The sequence below is a fragment of the Paenibacillus sp. FSL E2-0177 genome (genome assembly GCF_037992975.1).
In the GTDB taxonomy this organism is placed as follows: Bacteria; Bacillota; Bacilli; order Paenibacillales; family Paenibacillaceae; genus Paenibacillus_AQ; species Paenibacillus_AQ odorifer.
The window spans coordinates 1609340-1634589 of record NZ_CP150307.1 but is presented as its reverse complement, the minus strand read 5'-3'; the positions used below and the strand labels follow the sequence as shown (position 1 = coordinate 1634589).

Here is a 25250-nt window from a genome sequence, read left to right as displayed (position 1 = left end):
TTATTTCGCTTGATACTCAAATTTAGTTATATTTAATAAGCTTTTATGTTGTATTTAACTAAAGATTTCCGTACCTTTCTTTTTAATTGCAACAACAGCTAAATATCTTCACAGCCAAAATGCAATATGCCCAATCCCCAGGATAATCGCAAAAGATGACTGGATATATGTACTCTTCAGAGCACCACTTAACAATTTGCCCTCTCCCTTTCTCATGTATTTTTATGAGTTGGTTTAATACAAAAATTCGCTGAACTATATCTTCTCTAAAAAATTCTAATATGGTCCTTGAAGCTTTCTATGTATGCCGGTTAACGGATACTACCTTGTGATTATGAGTTTACCGCTTAGCCTTATAAAACTCATGATAAAGCTTCATGAGCGCCCTCTTCTCTATCCTCGAAAAATAACTCCGCGAGATCCCCAGCTCTTTGGCAATCTCCCGCTGTGTCCGCTCTTCTCCACCTGTATCCAATCCAAACCGCCCAACCACAACTTCTTTTTCCCGGTCATCCAGAATATCTAGGTTACGATATATCTTACTCTTTTCGATCTTCAGATCGACTTCTTTAATGACATCATCAGCTTCGGAGCCAAGGATATCGATAAGTGTAATTTCATTACCTTCTTTGTCCGTCCCAATTGGATCATGCAGGGATACGTCTTTACGTGTTTTCTTGAGCGAACGCAGGTGCATCAGGATGTCGTTTTCAATACAACGTGCTGCAAATGTGGCCAGTTTGATCCCTTTGTTTGGACGATAGCTCTCAATAGCTTTAATCAGGCCGATGGTGCCAATGGAGATCAGATCCTCCATGTCCTCCCCAGTGTTATCGAATTTCTTGAGGTTATGGACACGATACGATGTCAAAAAATAAACCAATTACGATCGATTCTGATTCGAATTGGTTTCCTTTTGCATATTATATTTAATTTGTAGTTTCCGATTGATTTCTTGTGTACATCCTGGTAATCCATTTAAATAACACTTTACTTGATCAATCAACTCTAAGTGAGATGTCAGAGTATTCACACTTGTTAAATTGAGTCTAATAATATCCTCGGTTTCAATATGATAGCCACCGTTTTTCACACGTAGAGCAATACATTCAATATTTAGCCGAACATCTGCTAGTTCCACATAAAACACAATAATTTCAAAGCCTTGTTCCTTTGCATCCTCATCTACCTTATGACGTTACCACCTGCTAAAGTGGTTTCCACAATGAAATCCCACTTATTCCAGATACACTACCTGGCTATTCTTATGGCTTCTTTCCCAGCAGAAACTTTACTCTTTTCAGGATGCCCATTAGTGATCTTGCGGCTATGCATCTGGAATCATCAGTGATTCTGCTTTATGCCATGCTCCGATATAGAATCTTCCACTTTCATGAAATGAAAAACATAATATTCTCCGTTAATTTTAGCTGTTCCTTTTCTTTTTGATTTCGTCAAATTCACATAGAGATAAGTGAAATTCAAGGTTTTTGGTGATGCAGCCGGATGATGATACTCAATATCCTATTAGATTCTCCAAAACCTATCATAAATTGTAATTTATTTAACGAAACAGTTTACATATACGTTACACAGAATAATTAAAAGTGCCGTTTTTCCCTTTTTTCAAACTCAAAATATATTAAATTCATAATATTCATTGACTGAAACAAATACTAGTGTTATATTTCCTAACATTAAATAATAAAATACATACAGGAAAAGGAGATTACGCACATGAATAAGTTCAAACGTCTACGTGAAACTAAAAGAGAGCATTCTGGTTCCACCCGATCTGAATATTCACCAGCAAAAAAAAATTGGAGTAAAAAGCAATTTATAGCTACTTCAATTGTGTTATCTGTTATTGCTACGAGTGTAATTCCGTTCCAAACAGCTGACGCTTTAACTAGAATTACTTCAGAAAGTGGCACAGTATGGGAGATTCACGATGTTTTTGCTCCTAGCTTAGACACAGGAAGTTTACGTACAGTTGGTGCTACACAAGTACAAGGTTTCGGCAATATCTTTGTTAAAGTGTCCTCGCCTTCAGCTCCGCTGATGAATGGTCAAATGATGCGTGGGTTTGACTTGAAATATGACGGCGTTAATAAGTTTACTTCGGCTCAATCTGTAAATCTAGGAAATGTAACTGTAACACGTGAGGTGTATGTGGATACTATTCATAATCGAACGAGATTCTTTGATACTTTCACTAATAAAAATGATGTGGCAATAAAAGTTGATGTATCATTCGGTGGCTCTTTAGGATATGGTACAACAACAAATGCTTCAGTAGTTAAGGCAACCTATTCAGGCGATCTAAAGGTAACTACAGATGATTCATGGATTGTTGTAGATAGTAGCGCCAAAAACAATAAGCCGCTAGGCGTTGCAGTGGGATCTCCAAAGCCGTTTGATAATGGATTAACCGGTCTAGGTAATCAGCAACAGGATCCATTCACAATACCCTTAGCTGAGTATGGAAATGAAGCGAATTTCTATGGGTTCATTAATTCACTAAATATTGGGCCGGGCGAATCGAAATCCCTAGTAAATTATGTACAAGTTGGAGAAGCTGGTGAAGAAGGGTTGAAAAATCTGGTTGCTATGCTAGATGGACTTAATAGTCTTCTGGATGTAACAGGATTAACAAACGCACAAATTCGGTCAATTAGCAACTGGGATATATCTGCTATAGAGGGACTTGATACTGGAGATCATCTGGTTATACCAAATGCTCCTGCGCCTAAAGAATTAGTAACTTCATCGCCGTATGATGTTAAGAATAAATCAATTGCAGAAATGCAACAGGATATGATTACTGGCAAAACTACCTCTGTACAAATTACTCAAGCCTATTTAGATAGAATCAAGGTATACGATGAGGGACAATTGGGATTCCATGCATTCCTGCATGTATCTGAAACTGCGCTTAACCAAGCAAGAGCTGCTGACGATGCCCGTGCCCAAGGTGTAAAAGGTGATTTATTGGGTATTCCAATTGCGATAAAAGATATTTATGATACAAAGGATATGCCTACTACCGGTGGCAGTAAAGCTCTTGAAGGCTGGCAGCCTGATTCTGATGCATTCCAAGTGAAAAAACTGCGGGAAGCTGGAGCTGTAATTATTGGTAAAGTAAATACTTCTGAGTTTGCTAACAGCGGAAGCTTTAGTGAAAGCGGCTGGCAGCAAACATGGAATGCACTCTATCCATCGAAAACATCTTTTGGCTCAAGCGGCGGGTCTGCAGTATCTGTTGCAGCTGATTTTGCAGCAGCAGCAATGGGATCGCAAACAGGGGTATCTCTATATGCACCAACTACAGGCGCTAGCTTAAAAAGCTTCCGGGGTACAGACGGTATGGCAAGTACTACAGGTGTACTGCCACTCACTTGGGGACAAGATTATGCAGGTCCCATTGCTAAAACAGTAACTGACCTAGCCATTATATTGAATGCTACAACGGGTACGGACCCACAGGATATTTTCACAGTCACTGCTGATGCAGATCATAAGCGTCCAGTGGATTGGAAGGAATCTCTGGATGTTAATGCATTGAAAGGAAAGAAAATTGGATACATTCCTGCATCCTTTGTATCTGCATATGCTGATGATGATACTGGACAGGCAGTGATGGATAAGTTCTCAGAGCTTCAAGCAGCGGGTGCGACTATGGTTGAAATGTCAGCTGTACCATCAGGCCCTAGTCGTCCTTCTGGTATTAATGGATCTACTGAAGGTTGGGCACGTTATATTGAGTTGCATAAGGACTTCCCTTATATTGATGGAGCAAGTGTACTAGCTTCAGATAAGGTGCTTATCTATAATCAAAGAGGATATAGTACTCCAACTCGTATGACTGAACAAGCTGTACAAGATTACATTAAGTATAGAACCGACTATAAGGAAGTTATTAAAAGCTGGATGGACGCGAATGGTGTTGATGCTGTTGTTTATGCAGGTTTTATTAGCGACGTATATAACAATGACGCAGCAGCTTCTCAATTAAGTTCAGACCGTAACACAGGCGTATTAACCTCTACTATGGGTCTACCTACGGTAGTTGTTCCTGTAGGAACGAATGACAGCGGATATTCTATCTCTATGCAACTGGTTGGTAGAGCATGGGACGATGCAAAAGTTTTAGGCATGAGCTACGCTCTTGAGCAACAAAGTCAAGCTAGACTACTTACAACATTTGCTCCAGCACTTCAATACGTTTCAAACTCTACTAATCCTGATCCAAACACAGATAATGGACCAACCCATCCAAATACTGGAGGAGGTACGGTGACACCTCCAGCAATAACAACGCCTATAGAAACACCGTCACCTGCAGAAACAATAATACCAGCAGATAAACCGAAAGTTGTTAGTTTTGTAGATACAATGAATCATTGGGCAAAAACAAGCATTGACGCACTAATTGCTAAGGGATTATTGACGGGGTATTCCGATGGAACATTCCGCCCAAATTCAGGTTTGACTCGTGCCGAAGCAATTAAAGTAATTGCAACTTATATGGGACTTGAAGGACAAGAAAGTAACTTTATAGATGTATCTCCAACTCATTGGGCGAATAAGTTTATTGGTGCAGCTGCTAGATCAGGCTTGATGAACGGATATAGCGACGGAAGCTTCCGTCCAAATGAGAAGATTAGCCGTAGTGAATTAGCGGCACTAATCACTCGAGCTTTTAAGCTAACTGGTACTGGAAACACATCATTCAAAGATGTTACAAGAAATGCATGGTATTATGATTCCGTCGATGCACTCGCATCCAATAATATTATTACAGGATACGCAGACAGTACATTTAAGCCTGAAAAAGATATTACTAGAGCAGAGTTTGCAGCAATTGTTTCCAGATTACTAGAAACTACTAATTAAAAGAAATTCAATTAAAAATGACAGAGTACTCGAGTAACCACGTTTACAGGAAAGGCCATCCCGAAAGGGATGGCCTTATAACTTGCCGTTACAGATAGTGCGATGAACCGTATCATAAGTAGGGCGAACCCTATCCACACAAAAAACGACTCATCCGTAGACAAGTCGCTTTTCAAGTTTTATTATTAATGGATTATTACTGTGTAATTGTCATCAGTCTCACCGCTTAGCCTTATAAAACTCATGATACAGCTTCATGAGCGCCCTTTTTTCTATCCTCGAAACATAACTCCGCGAAATGCCAAGCTCCTTAGCAATCTCCCGCTGCGTCCGCTCTTCCCCGCCTGTATCCAATCCAAACCGCCCAACCACAACTTCTTTTTCCCGGTCATCCAGAATATCAAGATTACGATAAATCTTACTCTTCTCGATCTTCAAATCCACTTCTTTAATAACATCATCCGCTTCCGAACCAAGGATATCGATGAGAGTAATTTCATTACCTTCTTTGTCCGTTCCAATTGGATCATGCAGGGATACGTCTTTACGTGTTTTCTTGAGCGAACGCAGGTGCAACAGGATTTCGTTTTCAATACAACGAGCAGCAAATGTGGCTAGTTTGGTTCCTTTGTTCGGACGATAGCTCTCAATAGCTTTTATCAGGCCGATGGTGCCGATGGAGATCAGATCCTCCATGTCTTCCCCAGTGTTATCGAATTTCTTGAGGTTGTGGACACGATACGATGTCAAATTATTACGCGATTCTGTGCTTAAGATTTATTTAGATATCCGCCAAGTTAGTCTCCATCTTTTCATTGCAACCTAACCAGATAAAGATGGCATCATTAATTACCATTCTTCTGTAAGGCTAAAAGTAGCAGTAACAGAATTAGTAGCGCCGCTTAAATTTGCTACAGCCAGTGAGACAAATTCATTATCAGGCAATTGGAAATCCAATAATGAAGCAGATGCTGAAATTCGAGCCATACCTCCAGCTCCAGCTGCTAACCCTTGTAATAGGACCTGACCGCCTGATATTGTCGTTAGAGTATTATTAACTAGAAGAGCGGTCTCTGAAGAGGGGATATTAGTAGTCACAGTTGGGAAGTTTGTAAAAGCTCCATCAATCGTTCCACCGAGTATGAGTTGATAGTAAATATCTTCGGAAGTTACAAGATCAATCGCTTCGAGTTTTACACTGACTGAATTTGCTCTACTTGAACCTGGCGGGAAAATCTCCTTTCTTTGAAAGGACAAAACAGGTGTAAGGGTTCCTGACGCAGTTACTGTTCTTCTTTCGGAAGTTACCCTGAAGACTGGATTATATTTGCCTAAAATACTATATTGTCTTCCTCCAACAAATAAATTGAGTTCAGCTGCTGTGCCATTATTAAATATTTCTGCACGCAGGGGAAGATTAGGATCAGCAAGACTTGTCTGCCCGCTAGGTGAGAACCGGTGAACTGTAATTACTTCTTGTGCTAAAGTCGTAGCATTGGGAAGCACTACTCTAAATTCAATGACTCCATACCCATACCAAGTAAATACCATTTGAAAAATGTTACCTTCCGATAAATTAAGCGTTATCCCGCTTGGCCCCGTTCCATCTAATTTATCTGCGTTCCAGGATGTTTGAGGAATTACAGTGTCAACACTTGCTCTTCGAATTGCTACAAATATTCCATTCGCTACACTCTGACCAAAGAATAAGCCATTTTGATCGTCAAAAGCACCCCATCTCACCACTTGGCTTCCTGTCGGCGCAACCGGTAAACGGATGCCTATACCTGCTTCGGCAGCTAGACCTGATTCATACCTTCCTCTCTCCGAACTTTGGAGGATGGCAATATCTCCGCCCGATGCTGTCGTAGTTAACTGAAACTCCGTGTTGGTATTTCCAACTGTAGCACTGCCCAGTGTGGCAACAACATCTCTTAGATTAGATAATCCATATACCGAGGTCAGTTCAATAATCGGGGTTTTTTCACTTGTTCTTAATTCGCTAAATTGAGAGCTAACATTTGGCCCTACTCCCACTATGGTTGCATTAGGATCGATAGTACTTGTTGCTTCTAGCAATTCTGAAGATACGATACGGTGAGGTGTTACAAGTTGCCCTGAAGCATTTTTCCCCCAAACGGACATTTCAATTTGATCTTCTGCTACACCGCTGGTTGTAAAGATAAACTCAAAGGCACTAAAGTTCGCATAATAATTCTTCGTTACTACCTCATTTGGGCTTATAATAATTGTTTCGAGTATATATAACGTTCTGGTCCCGTTTAGGTAGTATCCCTGGATCATGATGCTCGCATTATTGACTGAATCACGATTTTCGATTTTAACGGTCAATTGTTGTGTTGGGCTTTCACCACTGACCTGATTATTTTCAATCGGTCCGGTTGATAGGATAGCCATATCTTCGATTCTCCTTTGCCTCAAAATTTTGGATACAGTAAATCAAAATTCCAATCCATTTCACTATTTTACTGAACCTGAATTATTGAAACAGAACCATCCGTAAATGTAGTTGTTGCTGACCCATTATATAGAAAATCTAACGTAATAGCAGTTGAGGTAGTGTCCACTAAGAACGTACCAGATACGCTCACATTAGCATCTACAGTTCCAGTAACTGATCTGCCTGAAAAACGACTTTGAAATACTAGATTTAATCTTGGTGTAACAGTAACATTTCCATTTACTGAACTAGTTGCCCTGAAAGTAAAAGAAATTAAATAAATGTGTCCTATGGCCAGTACAAAGGTCGTATTTGACGGATGCAAAATATTAGCGCCATTAATGAATGAGGTCGCATACGAAATTGCCGTCCCATTTACTACAGATGCTACATTAACAGTAAATAGTCCGTTTTGTAATGTGCCACCTGTACCGGTTGCACCGGTGACACCTGTCGCTCCGGTGAAGCCGGTAGCTCCTGTGGCTCCTGTTGCACCCGTCGCTCCGGTGATCCCGGTAGCTCCCGTTGCCCCGGTTATACCTGTTGCTCCGGTGACGCCGGTAGCCCCCGTTGCCCCCGTTTCACCTGTCGCTCCGGTGACGCCAGTGGCTCCCGTTGCCCCTGTTTCACCTGTCGCTCCGGTGACGCCGGTAGCCCCCGTTGCCCCCGTTTCACCCGTCACTCCGGTGACGCCAGTAGCTCCCGTTGCCCCTGTTTCACCCGTCGCTCCGGTGATCCCGGTAGCCCCCGTGGCTCCCGTTTCACCTGTTGCTCCGGTGACGCCGGTAGCTCCCGTTGCCCCTGTTTCACCCGTCGCTCCGGTGATCCCGGTAGCCCCCGTGGCTCCCGTTTCACCTGTTGCTCCGGTGACACCGGTAGCTCCCGTTGCCCCTGTTTCACCTGTCGCTCCGGTGACGCCAGTAGCTCCCGTTGCCCCTGTTTCACCCGTCGCTCCGGTGATCCCGGTAGCCCCCGTGGCTCCCGTCTCACCTGTTGCTCCGGTGACGCCGGTAGCTCCCGTTGCCCCTGTTTCACCCGTCGCTCCGGTGACGCCAGTAGCTCCCGTTGCCCCTGTTTCACCCGTCGCTCCGGTGATCCCGGTAGCCCCCGTTGCCCCTGTTTCACCTGTCGCTCCGGTGACGCCGGTGGTCCCTGTTTCACCCGTGGCTCCCGTTTCACCTGTTGCTCCGGTGACACCGGTAGCTCCCGTTGCCCCTGTTTCACCTGTCGCTCCGGTGACGCCGGTGGTCCCTGTTTCACCCGTGGCTCCGGTTACTCCCGTGGCTCCGGTTACTCCTGTGCTTGCTCCTAACAATTCAGAAGATACGATTCGATGAGGAGTTACAAGTTGTCCCGCGGCATTTTTTCCCCAAACTGAAATTTCAATTTGTTGTTCTGCTAAACCGGTCGTTGTGAAGACAAACTCAAAAGCATCTAGGTCTGCAAAATAATCCATTGTTATTGCTTCATTTGGATTTAAACTAATTAATTCAAGTACATATAAAGCTCTCATTCCGCTTAGATAGAAACCCTGAATCAAAATACTTGCAACATTAACAGAGTCAGTATTATCAGCTTTAATGGTCAGCTGTTGTGTTGGCCTTACACCACTGACCAAATTATTTTCTATCGGTCCAGTTGATAGAATAGCCATTTACTTGGTCCCTCCTTCTCAAAGGTATGTAGAGTTCATGTTCTACATAGAGTATTCAAATTTTATCTCAAGGTGTGGACACTAGGTTCGAGTACAATTTTCTATTCCCACAAAAATATTACTACCCTGATTAAACTATATAGACTGAACTCATATAATTGAGAACCGACCAATCGGGTAAAAGACGAGAAACTTCTGAATCATGGACACAAAATGATAGTGCAAACAGGGTGACATGATCGTTATCCTTTCTAAATGCATGTTTATTAAAAGAAAAAGCAACTTATCCGCAGACAAGTCGCTTTATAAAAGCTCTATTGTTAACAAATAACGCATTGTGACTTTAAATTTATCTTTTCGCCTTATAAAACTCATGATACAGCTTCATCAGTGCCCTTTTCTCTATCCGCGATACATAGCTGCGACTGATTCCAAGCTCCTTAGCAATCTCCCGCTGTGTCCGCTCTTCTCCACCTGTATCCAATCCAAACCGCCCCACGACAACTTCTTTTTCCCGATCATCCAGAATATCAAGGTTACGATAAATCTTACTCTTTTCGATCTTCAGATCTACTTCTTTAATGACATCATCCGCTTCCGAACCAAGGATATCGATGAGAGTAATTTCATTACCTTCCTTGTCTGTCCCAATTGGATCGTGCAGAGATACATCTTTACGAGTCTTCTTCAAGGATCTTAGGTGCATCAGAATTTCGTTTTCAATACAACGTGCTGCAAATGTGGCTAGTTTGGTTCCTTTGTTTGGACGATAACTCTCAATAGCTTTGATCAGGCCGATGGTGCCGATGGAGATCAGATCCTCCATGTCTTCTCCGGTGTTATCGAATTTTTTCACTATATGGGCAACGAGCCGCAAATTATGCTCAATCAACAAATTGCGGGCCTTGGCATCTCCCTCAGCCATCATCCCTAAGTATCGGCTTTCCTCCTGCTCCGAGAGCGGTTGTGGAAATGCATTATTCCTTACGTATGATACCAGCAGCGTCAGTTCTTTGATCAGCAACGCAATCGTGCTTAAGAATCCAGGCAACTTGGCGACACCTCCCGCACTTGTACAATGAAACCGATCTGTTTGCCTTACGGGTTCATGGTCATCCTTATTGTATGTGGGCGTGCGCCTAGAAGTGCCTGTACGGGGGAAATTGTACAACCACAGAAATTTATTTTTCATACGAGAAATCAGTCATACTCTACTCAATTACTTGTCTTTTTAACACAATGTTGTTAGCGGTAATTCTCACTCTCTTTTGATAATAAATTCCGCTTCACTAGACGTAAGAACCTTTATGATGTCCTTATCAAAAGTAACCTTCAAAATAGACTCAGGTAATTGTTCTATAATACCGCCGCAAGAATCTCCCGACGGATCACCGTATACAGCCGAAGCCAGCCAATGGATTCCAGGCTCAAGGAAAGTCGTCAGTGTAGGCAAAACAGTCCGGGGATGAAGCAGGTTTGTGTTGGCATTAGGCCAAATTAGCTCAGCCTTTTCGTAGCCGATCAAACCCTTGACTCCGCTTGTTCCCCATGCTGTAGATACTGCCGCGGTTGTAAGGCCGATCTGCTGTTCCACCCCCGCTTCCTGACCAAGCGCGAAGCCGCCCTCTGCGGCGTCCAACGGTCGTCCGGTCTCGATCCGGTGTATCCGAATATGCCAGGGCAGCCCAGCAACGATCCAGGTCCGAACCTCCACATTAGTCCATGGCTTCCAGACGGAGTGCAGCACATTGTCCACAATTCTTGACTCCATATTCCGCCGTCTGACCCGATACAAGTTGTCCCCGCTCTCACTTAGAGCGAACATGGAATCAAATGCCCCTTGAGACAATCCCCATTCGGAGCGGGGTACGCTGAACCCGAAGCCTGTTGAGTATACGAATTTCTCATACTTGGCAGACGTGTGGGTATGTTCATTCGTATATAGATGACCACTGTTGAAGGCAGCGACATGGCCGGAAGCAGGTTCGCGGACAATGACAAGATGCGCAGGTTTCTGGACTATAACTGCAGGAATATCCGGCAGCGGCAGTTCCTCTTCTTTCCAGAATGGATGCTCCGCGCTGAGAGCCAATGGCAGGAATGTCTTTAACGCCCAGTAGGGCGAACCGGGAGCGTTATAATTCTCCGCCATGACCAAGTTGGGGTAGGTATAACCAATCGTCAGAACGCCTCCGGCATCAAAGATCGGTTGGCTGAACCACCATCGCAAATTGCGCAGTACTAATCCTTTGACCACACCTACAGGGAATACTTCAACGCCTGCATAGACGAGTGCGCTCCAGAAAGCAGACTGGGCAAAGCGGTAGGTTAAGCTCCTTCCATAAGGAAGGGCAGATCCGTCCGGAGCGAACCAGCCCAACAATTCGGTGGCAAAAAGCCGGGCCCGTTCTTTGAACACCTGTGAACGTTCCGGGTCCTCCTGTTCCATCAACTTCGCGTACAGTAGCGCATAATAATGGATGGCAAAAGGAACATAATAATCGCTATGCCCGTTAATTCCATCACTGTACCAGCCATCACCCAGATAGAAATCATCCATTCGCTTCAGATTGTTCTCTAGCTGCTCCGCGTCGTAGGGTCGGCCGATTCTGCGGAATCCGACATTAACTAGCACGTTGAAGAACAGCCAGTTGCAGTCATAGCAAGGATGGGAATTAATCTGATTCAGCCAGCTGTACAATTGCTCCTGTTCCTTCTGGGTAAGTGGTGACCAGATCTGTTCAGGAATGGCGGCTAAGGCGAAACCGAAGACCGCCATCTCTACCAGACGCTGGTCATAATCTTGAACTTCACCCCAGTATTCTTCATGGGCAGGATCCGTGCCGTGGCGTATGCCATCCAGCACAGTATCCCAAAGCCCGTTTTCTCCGCCTCCCATGAGCAGGGGCACTAAGCCCCACAATACCCGGGAGAAACCTTCCATTTCTGCAGTTGCTGCTGGATAGCTCGCTCCTGTTCCGCCGATTGCCAGCCGTGCGCCGCCTCTGCTGTAGAGCGGCCGAAGCGGATCTGTAAGCTGTTCAAGAGCAGAGACCAGATCCTCCCGGGTCTTCAGCGGATTCATAGCTATAGTAGTAGAAGCCTTCATGGTCTGCATCATATCCCCCCTATTCCCAGTAGAACGGTCCGGCATCTTTTAGCCGGGCTAGCGCTTCTATATAGAAGAAATCGCCATAGATAAGCGGAACATCTATATTCCGATTCTCAGGATAGTTACTCGTACCATGAAGCAGCAATCCTTCTTCTTCTGCATTGTCCCAAGTTCCATAATTCCTATAAAGGGATTCTGTAATTCTTATAGCCCCGTTCCGATACACATGAGCCTCCGAGTCGTCAACCTGGCTAGCTAACAACAGCAAGCCACTCGCTGCACAGGAACCAGCAGAGCTATCACGAATCTCGCCAACTTCACCGGGAGCACGGAAATCCCAATGTGGAACGTGATCTTCGGGCAGACGGGTCAAGAAGAAATGCGCGACCTGCTTGGCTGCATTAAGATAACTCTGCTTGCCCGTATGATGATAGGCCAATGACAGTCCGTAGAGCGCCCAGGCTGCCCCGCGCGACCAAGCCGACTCGGGCGCATAACCTTGCCCGCCAAGCTTTTCAACCACTTCGCCCGATTCCGGGTTGAATTTGACGATGTGATAAACCGAACCATCCGGCCGGATGAAATGCTCCAGCACCGTATCCATATGCGCCTCAGCGATATGCCGATAACGTGGATCCCCTGTTACTTCGGAAGCCCAAAAAAGCAGGCTGGTATTCATGCAGCAATCGATAATGGCTACCCCGCTGTTATCCTCGCCTTCACTCCATGGATTCCAGGCCCGGATGTAGCGTCCTTTCAGATTGAAGCGGGCCGCCAGATAGTTGGCTGCCTTCAACGCCCGGACTCGTGATGCTTCTCTGCCCGTGAGCTTATAGTTCGCAACACTGGTCAACAGCCACATAAAGCCTAGATCATGGTCCAGCTTCACATAACCATCCAGCACCTCGTCAAGACGTTCCTCACACTGCTCAGCAACCGCTTTCAAATCCTCATCACCACTCTCAGCATAGAGCTGCCAGAGCATTCCCGGCCAAAAGCCGGCTGTCCACCAGTTTGGTGCTTCAAGCACGTATTTGCCGCCTTGACTGGCATGGGGGAATTCTGCACCGATTCTCCGACTGTTCGTTCTAGTCTTCTCCAAGGCTTTGCCCCAAGCCTCGTCTACCCAAGCTTGCTTTACTAATCTACTCATCTAAATCCCGCCTTTATTCGAATTAGCCTCTACCCTCTGATAGAGGACTTTTTATAAGCTCAGGCCCATCTTTTATAGAAATTGAAAAGTGAATACCAGTTTGCCCACCGCGCCAAGCTGAAGCACATGAAAGTCCAGACTATACCAGAGCTTCTCCATACCAAAATGATCCCGGTACACATGCACAGTAATCTCCGGCTCAACTTTCAGTGAATCGTAAGTCACTTCAACGCCGCGAGCCGTAGTCCCCGGCAGCAGCAAGGTACCCGGATGAAGGAGCTTAGGCTCACGCCAGGTGACAAACCGCTCCGTCCAGCACGCCGGAATTCCCGCATACCGGTAAGTGTCTGTAAGCTCCAGCCGTGGACATTCCTCTTTATGCCAGACGAACGAACGGATTAAGGACTGTAGTCCTGTTACCTGATACGCCTGTGTCAGATCCAATGTCAGCTCATCATTCTCCTCCGCCGATGCATGCAGCACTGTGGAGCTGAACGCCCGACCGGCCAGCTGATACTGGCCATCAATGATCGGCAGCGAATGACCCTGCGATCCATTGCAGTCATACTGGTAACGGCCAGCCCCAAAATAATCAGCAGTATACTCTCCGCTTCCAAGATCGGATGCGTAGATCTCTCCCCGGCCGCTCAGAATGAAATGTCCCAGATCATTATGGTTATGCGGTTCAGCATTGTGCCCGCCCTTGGCGGCGAATCCGAATGAACCCGCCTCCGACACATGACGCGAGACAAGCCAAACGGCATCAGGGAGATAATAGCTGGCGGCTCGCCAAGCTTCGTCCTCCTTGCCAGCCCTGGTCCAGATCAGATTGCGGAAAGCCGGTGCAAAGCGGCCGCAATGATCTTCAGTGTAAGGAGCACGCAAAGCGGATGGGGGGCGTTCGACATCCGTACAGACTTCCGCCAGATAATGGGACAATCCCATATGTACTAGCACCTGAGGCACTGAATCAGAGAAATTGGCTACATGACTTCCGTCAATGAAACATTTTTGTTGGAAGCGCGCGATTTGCGCTACCTTCTCTTGCTTGAACCAGTCCAGTCTGCCTGCGCTTCTGGAACAGAGCAAATCGCTATAATAAGTGAAATAACCAAACCCATAATTCCAGTACCCAAGGCCTTCCAGACAGGCACCGTCCTCACCGAACCCTTCCAGGTAATACAACATGGCGCGCTCTGTCCTCAGCAGAATATCCGCAAGCATGGCTGGGTCCTCCACAGACAGCAAGGCAGCAGCCCCGATTGATCCCGCACAGACCGCTGCCCAATTATGCCGCGCTGTCTCCCAATCATAAGGACCATTTTCAAGAAATGGACGAAACAGTCTCCGCTCTACTTCATGGTGGATTCGGGATCTCAGAAGCTGCGAAAGTCGTTCCCCGAGCAAAAGTAAAACTTCACTTAAAGTAAATCCGGTCTCGGAAGAAAACAGATCAATATACCGGTTGATATCAGCTGCATTATGATCCGCTGGGAGGTGGGCCGGAAGACACCAGGTGTACTCATCGCATATAGCCCAGAGGATGTCCTCCAGCTTCTCCAGTACTTCCGGATGTTCCGGCTCCAGCAAAGCCAGAAATACATAAGTATTCAGCCTTCTTCTCCGTTCAAAATAGACCCGTTCATATTCCAGCCTCGAACCCGTACGCGAATAAATGGAAAATAACGTATACGACAGTTCAGGTATAGACTGCCCGTCCAGCCTTACCGCCTCCGCGCGGATCTCGCTGATATCTGCCTGTAGTACTCCCGATGATAACGCCCGTTTCCAAAAAGCAGCCGCATCCCCCTTTGGATAATACAAGCTCAGATCGACTGGCTTCATTTCATGCACTATTTCCAAAAGCATCTGTTTATTCATGCCTTTTTTCCTCCTTAAAGGTCAGTCAGATCCGCGAAGCATCTTATTCTTCACTAATATGGCTGAATACTTTTTATTCCAAGGCATGATCTCTCATAACATCCTCACCGGCTGCAATTTTTAGTGAAGTCCATTTCATCTCTTCCCCTGACCAGAATGGATCAGAAGGGAGCAGCCCCAGCGGGAGGAATACGGAGGCGCATAAATAAAGACTGCCTGTATTGATATAGCTCTCCGCAAGCTCCGGCTGATAACCGTATACCCCCGGACGTAGCCATCCGGACTCATCCAGCGTACCCGGATATTCCATAATTCGCGTAATCACAGCTGTCAAAGCGCAGCGTACCTGTGCAGGGGGCAATGCTTCCTCCAAAAAATGCTGCAGCGCCGCCTGCGACAGCAGTTGAAACGCCCCAAAACGGTAAACGATCGAACGCCCGATAAAGGGATAGGTTCCATCCGGTGCAATGATCCGTTCGAGAACAGTAGCGTATCGCTGTGCCCGTTCCAGAATCAGCGGTTTCAATGCGGAATATTGCTCCGACTCCTGTTCAAAAAGTGCTACCACATCCACCAGCATCGGCTGAATAACAAAGCTGTTGTAATAATCCCAGTGAAAGTCCTTGCCATCCCCGTAAACTCCGTCGCCCTTATACCAATCCATGAACATATGGACCGCATAACCAACGCGCATCCGGTCATATTCAGGATCGCCAAGTATATACAAAGCGGCTTCCACCATTGCGCTGAACAGCAGCCAGTTGCTGCCGCTTGGCGCTGTCCGGCGTGTCTGCTTCAGCGCTGTTATTACATTGCCTTTGACCCGCGCACTCAGCTTGCCGGCAAGCTGCTTTGGTGCACGCACCAGCGCATGTGCCAGGAATGCCGCATCTACCAGCGGTTGGCCTTCAGCCTTGAATTCCATATAGTCAGGTGAATTCGGATCAACAGCGGCATCAATGGCTTCCAGCATTAGCCCGGCATAACGCGCTCTAAGCTGTTCTTCCTCACCCTCAAGTCCCTCTAGCTCAAGCCAAGGGGCCATTCCACATGCCAATCTAGCAAAAGCCTCCAAATGGGCAAACTGGCTCCGGTCACTATGAAACTTTGTAGGCAACTGTTCCTTTAATTTCCGCTCAGCCAAAGCATTCAGCACAGGCCCCCCGATCAGCAGCATTGTATCCAGCCAGTATTTACGCTGTTCCTTCCCATTCATGCACAATTCCACCCTTTCAATTGCATCTAATCAGCTACAGCTACTTCTCTTGCCTAACGCCTGAATCTTGTTATATTGCGTAATCTTCTACTATAGTTTAGTGTTGTATTATTGCAATGTCTTTGCGAATAATGATGTTTTATTGCGTATATTGTGATCAATCTGAAAGGGGCAGTTCCAATGAAGCATGCCCAGTATTATGAGCCGTTCGATGGAGATATTTTGGCAGGTATCGGAAATTCGCCGATCTCACCTACCAGGGATTTCCACATCCATGACCACTATGAAATTTTCCTGTTCTTGGGCGGCAAGGTGAACGGTTTTGTAGATCAGTTCAGCTATCCCCTGCAGCGGGGCAATGTCCTGTTGTTCAACAATCACGAGATTCATAAAATCATCAATTTATCTCCGGAGCCCTATGAACGGTTGACAATCCATTTCAAAGCTCCACTTGTCTATCCCTTCTGTACCGCAACTACAAATCTGCTCGCTTGTTTCCAGAACCGCCAGCCCGGAGAGCATAATCTCGCGCAAATGGATGAACCGCTGATTGAAGAGTATACAGTCCTTGCTTCCCGCCTGATTGAGACATTAGAGAATCAGCAGTACGGGAGTGAAGTTCTGGCTCTGACCTACCTGGTTCAGATCCTCGTCCTCATCAATGAGCTGTACAGCCGCACCCGATCTACCGTGCCCAGCATCATTTCCTCACATATTCAATCAGCCATGAGCTATATCGACAACCACTTGCATCTAAATCTGTCACTGGAGCAAATCGCTGGAGAACTGAACGTCGATAAATATTATCTCAGCCATCTGTTCAAACAGCAGACAGGCGGAACCATCTACCGTTACGTCTTGCTCAAAAAAATTGCGTTATCCAAGCAGCTCTTGTCCGCCGGGAACTCCGTATCCGATACCTGCTATCTGTCCGGCTTTAACGATTATGCCAATTTCATCCGTACCTTCAAGAACATCACGGGCATTCCACCCGGAAAATATAGTAAAAGAAGCTGAGCTTTAAAACTCAAATTCAAGGATTCTTCAAAAAAGATGCAATCGCTACTGCGGTGAATAGTTGGACTTCCGGCCGCTGTTTTCCTAAGCACTCCCCCGCCTCTCCAAATCTATAAAGAACCTAGCAGCCCACTTAATGCAGCCTGCCAGGTTCTTTGAAATGCTACTTACAAATATCCCAGCAGATTGGAGATAACTTGCGCACCTTCGGCACGGGTCATCGTCTCTTGTGGCGCGAATTGCTTATTGCCGCGTCCCTTGATCAGTCCCGCCTGTTCGGCGATGTTTGCTGCGTTCTTCGCCCAGTCATGAATCCGGGAATAATCACTGAACGATCCTACAGCAGGTTCATTGGTCTCGCTTCCCTGCAAATATTCATAAGCACGAACGATCATCACAGCCATTTCCTCGCGGGTAATGCTCTGATCCGGGGCGAACGAATCCGCACTGCGTCCGAGCACGATACCCGTTCCGCTAACAGCTGCAACGGCTTCGGCATACCAGGCTTTGTAATCCACATCACCAAATGTTGAATGGCTTCCTGCCTTAAGCCCAAGCGCGCGTGCAATCATAGCAGCGAATTGTGCCCTAGTTACATCCCCTTGCGGATTAAACTCCGTACTGGAAATGCCTTCAATAATATGCTTCGCAGCCATGGTCTTAATCACATTGCTGGCCCAGCTGTCACTGCTGACATCTGTGAACAGCTTATCGTATTCCAGGACTGCATACTGGCTGAAATGCCGTATTTCAGCAGTCCATTTACCATTAGTCAACGTTCCGCCCATGAATTCAAGCGCACCATTTGCAGAAATATAGTAGCTGCCGAGCAAGCTTATATTGGCATCCGGATCTACGTTGAACGTAAGTGTCAACGGTTTATCAAAAGCAGTTACCGTTACAGCAGTGCCGTTGGCAGCAACAACCTCCAAGCTGAAGTTAATCACATCACTTGCCGCAGATAAATGTACGGAACCATTAACAGCCCGATTATTGATTAACTGTTCCACAGCATCTCTGGATACCTTCACTGCTGAGAGCTTAATTCGCGCCCCCTCCGTTTGACCTCCAGTAGCTTTTTCTTGAATGCTCTTCAGCACTTCTGGGGTCAGATCGATAGCAACCTTACTCCAAGCCAGACGTAGAGTGTTCTCTCCGATGATTCCTGATAGTCCTGCTGGAAGGAGCACGGATTCTGTAGCTTCAGTAAGCTGAACCGTTATTACTCCTCCAACCGGTGCCGTGAAATCCTTTGGATCAAGAACCTTTTCGGTCTGCGGCAGCGGTGTTGGCGTTGGGGACGGGGTGACTGCTGGTGTCGGTGCTACCGTCCACACTGGTGCTTCCGTTGGCGCCGGCGTAGATGTTGGTGCTGTTGTTGGCTCCGGTTCCGGCGTCGATGTCGGTGTTGGTGTTGGTGTTGGTGTTGGTGTTGGTGTCACTACCGGAGGTTGCTCTGCTTCGCCCACTGTCACGGTTCTAGTCACTTCGATAGCCGCGTTGCCCGCCGCATCACTCACATTATAATGATAGGTGTAGATGCCTGCCGCCTTAGTGTCCAGTGCCAGCACATTCTCCTCATTCTTCGTAATTGTTGCTACAATGTGCTCCGTAATGTCGCCGTCACGGTCATCTACCGCTGTCGCTCCGGCATCCATATAGCTTGCGCCATTTTCCAGTTGAATGGACGGTTCACCAAGCAGTGTAATCACCGGCTTCATTACATCCGGATCAAGTGCAACGACTACTTTTCTTGTCACTTCTTCAGCCTCATTGCCCGCAGTATCGCTGACATTATAATGGAAGGTATAAATATCAGCTTTCGCTGTATCGAGAGCAGTCAACCCGTATACTTCACTGCTAACTGTTGTAGTTATACGGTCTGTAATATCACCATCCTTGTCATCATAAGCAGTCGCTCCTGCATCTGTATATTCAGAACCGATGTGCAAATTCACTATTGCATCACCTAACAGAGTAATCAAAGGCTGAACAGTATCCGGTTCCGGCAGCTTGATTGTTCCGCTCACCGAACTATCCGCTGTAGCCTCTCCCTTACTAAGTGATACCGTGAAGCTGAAGCTGCCGTTAGTCTCATCGGTTGCTTCTTGGAAGGAAGACAAGGTAATCTCACCGATCGTAACTCCGGTATCATTGAAACCGGGCAGAGCGCCTATCGTCTGCAGCAGCCAAGTCTGGACAGCTTCTTCGCTGTTTGCCGCTTCCTTCTGCACGCTGTATACCGCACCTTCTATGATACTCTTAGCCTCATTTACAGCCTGCTCATTAACAACACTGGCTTTATCTCTAGCTACAGCCACATAGCTGATCAATGCAGCCTGATTGCCTGAATACGTATTGTTTATTGAGTATTTCACAGTACCGCTCACCGGAAGCGTGAAGTCATAGTTAATCATAGCGCCATTAGGACCTGCGAAGAGGCCGGTTCGGACCGGTTTGGTCACTTCTTTCCCTTCAGCGTCGATATAGCTAAGCGTAATATCCATCGTGCGGTTGGTGTTGTTCCACCAGTCCCGATGGAATGACGTAATCGTATATTTGCCTGCATTCAAAGGGAGCAGGTATACAAGTGGATTATTTTTTGTATCCGAACCATAAACACCTGTCTGACTTTTATCAGAGAGAACTACAGCGCCACCAAGCCCCTTGAGGAGGTACTTAGTACTGGTATGCCCCCATACGCCATTGCCTGTCGAAGGCTGATCCGCCTTGTTATTAAGCAAGCTGTCACCTACAAAATCCTTGATTAACGTATACGGCGGCGTGATACCGTCCACCGATACACCAGCATCGAGGAAGTATAAGAGCCCCTCCGGTACCACTTCCACATAACAAGTTGTTTTCAGATTTCCATAAGTGCCGGTTACAGCTACCCGTTCATACGGATTGTTGAAGCTGGCCGCATTTACATTCCACTTTACTGATACCAGCAATTTGGATCCGTCTGCCCGAGTGGCTTCCACCTTGTCTGGAAGATTCGGCAGTTTTCCAGCATAAGTAGCCAAATCCTGAGGAGCGACAAGCTCCCGTATATCTCCCGTAGTCAACTGGTTCTGGGCGGAGATCAGGCGTGCTTCAAGCTGAGTAACTCCTTCCTGATCCAATTTGTATAAAATAGGATTATCCAGTGCTTCCTGTGCAGCGCTCTGTGCATCTACGAAGAGCTGCCAGTCTCTGTCCGAATATTCATCCTGTTTGTTCATTTCTTTCGCGGCTGTTACCGCCGCCTGAAGAGCAGCAGTATCTACAGTACCGGTTACTTCCCCGGAAACAACCGCCACCGCGTCGACAACCAAGGTGCCGCTTACCACCTTTATCTGCACATGGTGCTGGCCATATTTAAGCCCGCGGAGTGCGTACGTCTGGTACAGCTCCTTGGAAGCTAATGTATCAGCCGATAGAACAATAACTTTTCCGTCCACCGTTACCTCAAGCTTCGCCGATCCGTTATTCGCTCCTAGAATATCCAGTCCGGTGCCTTCAAACGTATATTCCATTGCAGCGTCTACAGCCTGGCTGGTAGAAAGAGAACGCTGGTAAATGTACATGCCCGCTCCATTTATATGGCTCCACGACCCGGTATATATCAGTTTAGGGTTCGGAGCCGCAGCCAGGTCATACATCTCAAGATTGTCTAGAAGCTCTGAATAATACGGCGTGTAGCCCTCAACCTTCTCCACCTTCAAATTATCGAAGCGGACGTGATAGTAGCCGCTGGCCAGATCTACCCGGCCGGACAATTCAGGAGTAGGGTCTGTATAGGAAGCCAGCTTCACCCCATCCAGATAGGCAGTCACTTTATCGCCTGCAACCTGAACGGCAATATTATGCCATGCGTCATATGCGGTATCGAATCCGTCGATCTTCACGCCGCCGGAACCGTTCGCGGCATTTCCGCTCGCAACTGCGCTATTGTTGACCAGCAGCTGCCAGCCGCCGTCGAACCAGAATTTCAGCACATACGGTGTACCGGTTATGGAGTGGGAACTGCCACCTCCCTGATAACGGGCGCCTATCGCAGCATAATTTGCTCCGCCCTGAGTATTGTTTGTTTCGAACGAAACATCAACACTGGCCTTGTAGTTCATCCACCGGTTGTCGCCGATGGCCGTTACGGGATCTCCGCTGTTCCATGTGCCGCCAAGCCCCATGGTTCCCGTGTCCAGCTGCTGCCGCAGGACATAATTGTCTGAACCGTCCGGAAGATAGGCCTCAAATGCCCCGTTGCGGTCATGGGTATAACGCGGGATAACGCTTTGGGAACCGCCGCGGGATTCGATATAGCTCTGGGTACCCTCAGATTGACCGCCTGCACCAATCTTCACAACAGTCTGCTTGGAATAGTCAAAATCATCAGCGTACAGAATGTTGTCCCCAGTACTGTGTCCTGCTCCTGTAGCATCAGTATCCAGTACGGTACGCTCGCCTTCTACAGGCAGCGGTGTATTATATTCTTCTTTGTCCTTGTTCTTCAAAGTAGACACAGTCACGGTCGAATACGGTTTAACCTTAACGGTATACACCCCGCTGCCATCAGCAGTGACATCACCGAGATACTGCATATAATTGCTGTTGAACGCTTCTCCTGCATCAGCGGCACGGGTTTCCCATACTTCCATGGATGGATTACCCGTATAAGCCATATTGACTGTCTGCAGTTTGTAGATTTTGGAATACTCGCTATCGTTCACGATAACCGTCGAGAAATCTTTTTTATCAGGTGCTGCAAGGGTTATATAGCTAGGGGAACCGTTGCGGCCGCTGACCGGATTGGTGCCTGTCGCACCTGTAGAGCTGGCTTGAGGAACCGCTCGCCAGATCCCAGCAGTATTATCCTCGTTCTCCCAGCCTACATTCGCAAACCAGCTGTAATGCTGCAGAGTGACAAGACCCGCATCATAATGAATCCATCCCGACCACGGATCGCGCATGCTGACCAATTCCTTGAAGGAATATTGTCCGCCTTCATAAAAGGAACCAATGGCGGGTTGGTAAATAAAGTGTGTCCGGCGGGAGTTAACGAATCCTTTAATAATCGTGTTACTCATCTCCAGCGGACTGCCGACACCACCAATTCCTGTTCCTGCCACTGTAGGATCTTTCATATTGTTGTTGGGACGGAAAGAGGAATTACTGAAGGTAGACTGCGCCTCGCTGTTCCAAACCTCAATATCATATTGTTCTGCAAGTTTTTTGAAATTGCCTGCGCTGTCGTCGTCCGTGTTGTAGTGGTATCCAGCGATCGGCACGGCTTCCCGCAGAGAAGGATCACTCACCATACTGGCACCGAAACTGCCAATCCCGACTTCATCGGATATCACAGACTTGATCCGGTTGTACAGTTCCCGCTCTTCGGTGCTGTTGAAGCCTTCGCTGTCAGTCTTGACTCTCTCAGCGTACTGTTTGGTCCACGCCAAATCTGGAGCGTGCTCGTTGATATAAGGATTAACGTAATCGGCCATATAACCGTATTCACGATAAGCGGCCAGAATGGTTTTTTTGTACCAGGTATAGATTTTGTCGTTGTTATTCGCCCAGGCCGGAGCACTCCATCGCAGGATGCTCACTTTAAGATCAGGGTTCACTGCCTTGGCATCTGCGGCAAGCTGGAAGCCGGGATGCCGGGTAACATTTGCCTCTTCATCGGCCGTACGCATAGTCGCCGGGTCAGGTCCCGTGGAGTTATTGCGGTCATTGCCCATCTCGATTTTCACATGCGTCATGAGCGGATGTTCTCCACCGAACAAGATCTGTAGCATTTCTGCATAAGCCTCTGGATGCTCTGACTTATAGTCCATCAAAAGCGCACTGGTGCTGTTAGCGCTTAGTACGCCAAATCCCTTGAATGTGAGGCCGTTGACATTGTCAGCTTGGATATCGTTGCCGTCAAGCAGAACCTTGACCATAGAAGCTGCGCTCTGTGTAGCCTCTTCGATCTGTTTCTTGATTCCGCCCTTGGCAACGGCGAACCAGCTCAAAATAGGTTTTTCGTCAGCAACATAGGCGTAAGTCAACGTCATTGGACTACTAACGTCAATGTCTCCAGGAATGGTGAATTCGCCGGAAATTAGCTTAGTCACATTAGTGTTGAACTGGTCAAACAAGATCGTCTTGGTTGCCCCGATAGCATCCTTATACTCGATCTGAGGACGTATTACACGGGAGCGGCTGCCGTACCAATCATGGAAACCGCTGCTGAGCGTATAGGTTCCAGCTTCAAGCGCTTTTAATTTATACACGATATGATTGCTGGCAGGGTCGGCACGAAGTCCGACAGTCCATAGGGACGGATCGGTGGCTGGATCGGTAAGTCCCCCGTCTTTGGAATTCTTGACCTTGTTTACGGAATCATCAAATCCCCAGTCCGCCGTACCGCTGATATACTTCTGGTCGGGTGACTGGTTGAGCAAATCGCTGCCGCTCAGCGTGCGGACCGCTTCGTACAGCGGCGAGGAAGTAGGCCCGTTGCCTACGGAATCGCCCCCTCTGCCGCTATCCACAAAGTAAACCAACGGATTACTTGCGGGCGGAATAACTTCCACACTGGCTACGACCGGCCCCCCGTTTGCTGTACCGCTGACGGTCACGGCATCGTATGGCACGGCAAAGGTATCTGCTCCAATATTCCAGTTCACTGCTGTGCTCTGGCCTCCGATATCAATGCTGGCTGGCAGAGTAGTATCTGCAATTGTTGTAGCCCCCATATGGGCGGCAGCGTAGATAGAATTTACGGTAGCAGCAGAGGCTGCAGGCAGAGTGAATGCCGGAAACATCCCAACTACGAGCGCAGTAGTCATCGTTATTGAGAAAAGCCTTTTTCGAAAGTGCTCTCTGTTCATTCTCTTCTCCTCCTTTGATGGCCAATAATAAAAGAAAGCGTATTCATTTTATTGTTAAATGAATAATTACTAGAGTTATACAGACCCCTTTGACTTATAAAAAAACCTGGCAGCCTATGAAGCATGCAACTGCCAGGTCAAATACGGTTCTAGCCCTTAATGCCCGATGCTGCAACACCTTGTACAAAGTACTTTTGCAGAGCCAGGAAAACAATTACAACCGGAATAATGGACACCACACTCGCGGCCATAATCAGGCCATATTCGGCGGAATATTGCGAGATGAACATTCTTAGTCCGATTTGGATAGTCTTGAGTTTCGTATCTGTCAGATAAATCATTGGCCCTAGGAAGTCATTCCAGGTAGCGACAAAGGTGAAGATCGTCAATGTAGACAATGCTGGCTTGGACAACGGCAGCATGATTCGCGCCCAAATTCCATATTCGCTCAAGCCGTCAATACGGGCAGCCTCGCATAATTCATCCGGAACACCTTGATAGAACTGGCGCATCAGAAATACTCCAAATGCCGAGAATGCCTGCAGCAGTATGATTGCCAAATGCGTGTTGTTAAGTCCCATGTAACGCATCAGGATAAATTGCGGCACCATGTAAGCCTGCCAAGGGATCGCAATTGTTGCAATATATCCAAGGAATAGAATGTTTTTTCCCCGGAAATGCAGTTTGGAGAACGCGTACGCAGCAAAGCTAGAAGTCAGTAGTTGTAGAATCGTTACGATAATCGATAATTTCGCCGTATTGTAAATAAAACGGCCCAGCGGAATCCGTGTCCAGATATCCGCGAAATTCTCCCAGCGCGGATTCTGTGGAATCCACTGCATTGGGAAGGAAAACACATCTTTGTTCATCTTGAGTGAAGAAGACAACATCCATATATACGGAACCAGCATCGCCAGTACTGTCGCAAACAACAAAATATACACAAGAACCATAATGCTGATTCTAAGTCCTTTACTTTTACCAACCATATCTTTTGAAT

13 protein-coding genes are annotated in these 25250 nt (G+C 46.9%); 2 read left to right on the top strand and 11 right to left on the bottom strand.

The features are described from left to right. Positions 1-340: 340 nt before the first annotated feature. Positions 341-883 carry an RNA polymerase sporulation sigma factor SigK gene (gene sigK, locus MHI25_RS07280; protein WP_340395179.1) on the bottom strand — a complete coding sequence of 181 codons (543 nt, stop codon included), beginning with the start codon at positions 881-883 and terminating at the stop codon, positions 341-343. Between the two features lie 854 nt (positions 884-1737). Between sigK (MHI25_RS07280) and MHI25_RS07275 the strand changes: the two genes are divergently transcribed. Continuing rightward, positions 1738-4896, top strand: coding sequence for an amidase family protein (locus tag MHI25_RS07275; protein ID WP_340395178.1), 3159 nt, complete (start codon positions 1738-1740; stop codon positions 4894-4896). 219 nt (positions 4897-5115) lie between these two features. Here MHI25_RS07275 and sigK (MHI25_RS07270) read toward each other — a convergent pair whose 3' ends face one another. The 8 genes from sigK (MHI25_RS07270) to MHI25_RS07235 form a co-directional block, all read right to left on the bottom strand. Further along, positions 5116-5673, bottom strand: a complete 558-nt coding sequence (gene sigK / locus MHI25_RS07270) for an RNA polymerase sporulation sigma factor SigK (protein ID WP_248547963.1) — start codon at positions 5671-5673, stop codon at positions 5116-5118. Between the two features lie 72 nt (positions 5674-5745). Beyond that, a complete protein-coding gene (locus tag MHI25_RS07265; protein ID WP_175617412.1) occupies positions 5746-7314 on the bottom strand; it encodes a hypothetical protein in 1569 nt (522 codons plus the stop codon). A gap of 68 nt (positions 7315-7382) precedes the next feature. Beyond that, positions 7383-9011, bottom strand: coding sequence for a collagen-like protein (locus tag MHI25_RS07260; RefSeq protein ID WP_340395177.1), 1629 nt, complete (start codon positions 9009-9011; stop codon positions 7383-7385). Positions 9012-9360: 349 nt separating this feature from the next. After that, entirely contained in the window at positions 9361-10062 is a 702-nt protein-coding gene (gene sigK, locus MHI25_RS07255; protein WP_036675850.1) for an RNA polymerase sporulation sigma factor SigK, read from the bottom strand. A gap of 207 nt (positions 10063-10269) precedes the next feature. Further along, positions 10270-12120 (bottom strand): DUF2264 domain-containing protein, encoded by a 1851-nt coding sequence (locus MHI25_RS07250; RefSeq protein ID WP_340395658.1) that lies wholly within the window; start codon positions 12118-12120, stop codon positions 10270-10272. A gap of 19 nt (positions 12121-12139) precedes the next feature. Next, positions 12140-13276: a glycoside hydrolase family 88 protein gene (locus MHI25_RS07245; protein WP_340395176.1), complete on the bottom strand. Its 1137-nt coding sequence runs from the start codon at positions 13274-13276 to the stop codon at positions 12140-12142. Between the two features lie 72 nt (positions 13277-13348). Next, positions 13349-15157 carry a hypothetical protein gene (locus MHI25_RS07240; protein ID WP_340395175.1) on the bottom strand — a complete coding sequence of 603 codons (1809 nt, stop codon included), beginning with the start codon at positions 15155-15157 and terminating at the stop codon, positions 13349-13351. A 73-nt stretch (positions 15158-15230) separates the two neighbouring features. Beyond that, a complete protein-coding gene (locus tag MHI25_RS07235; RefSeq protein ID WP_340393554.1) occupies positions 15231-16373 on the bottom strand; it encodes a DUF2264 domain-containing protein in 1143 nt (380 codons plus the stop codon). A 153-nt stretch (positions 16374-16526) separates the two neighbouring features. Between MHI25_RS07235 and MHI25_RS07230 the strand changes: the two genes are divergently transcribed. Next, positions 16527-17390, top strand: coding sequence for an AraC family transcriptional regulator (locus tag MHI25_RS07230; protein ID WP_143764990.1), 864 nt, complete (start codon positions 16527-16529; stop codon positions 17388-17390). Between the two features lie 167 nt (positions 17391-17557). Here the strand turns inward: MHI25_RS07230 and MHI25_RS07225 are convergent, their stop codons facing one another. Further along, the gene (locus MHI25_RS07225) at positions 17558-24250 is read right to left on the bottom strand and encodes an S-layer homology domain-containing protein (protein ID WP_340395174.1); all 6693 of its coding nucleotides are present in this window, start codon (positions 24248-24250) and stop codon (positions 17558-17560) included. 149 nt (positions 24251-24399) lie between these two features. Then, entirely contained in the window at positions 24400-25239 is an 840-nt protein-coding gene (locus MHI25_RS07220; protein ID WP_081383301.1) for a carbohydrate ABC transporter permease, read from the bottom strand. Between the last annotated feature and the right edge of the window lie 11 nt (positions 25240-25250).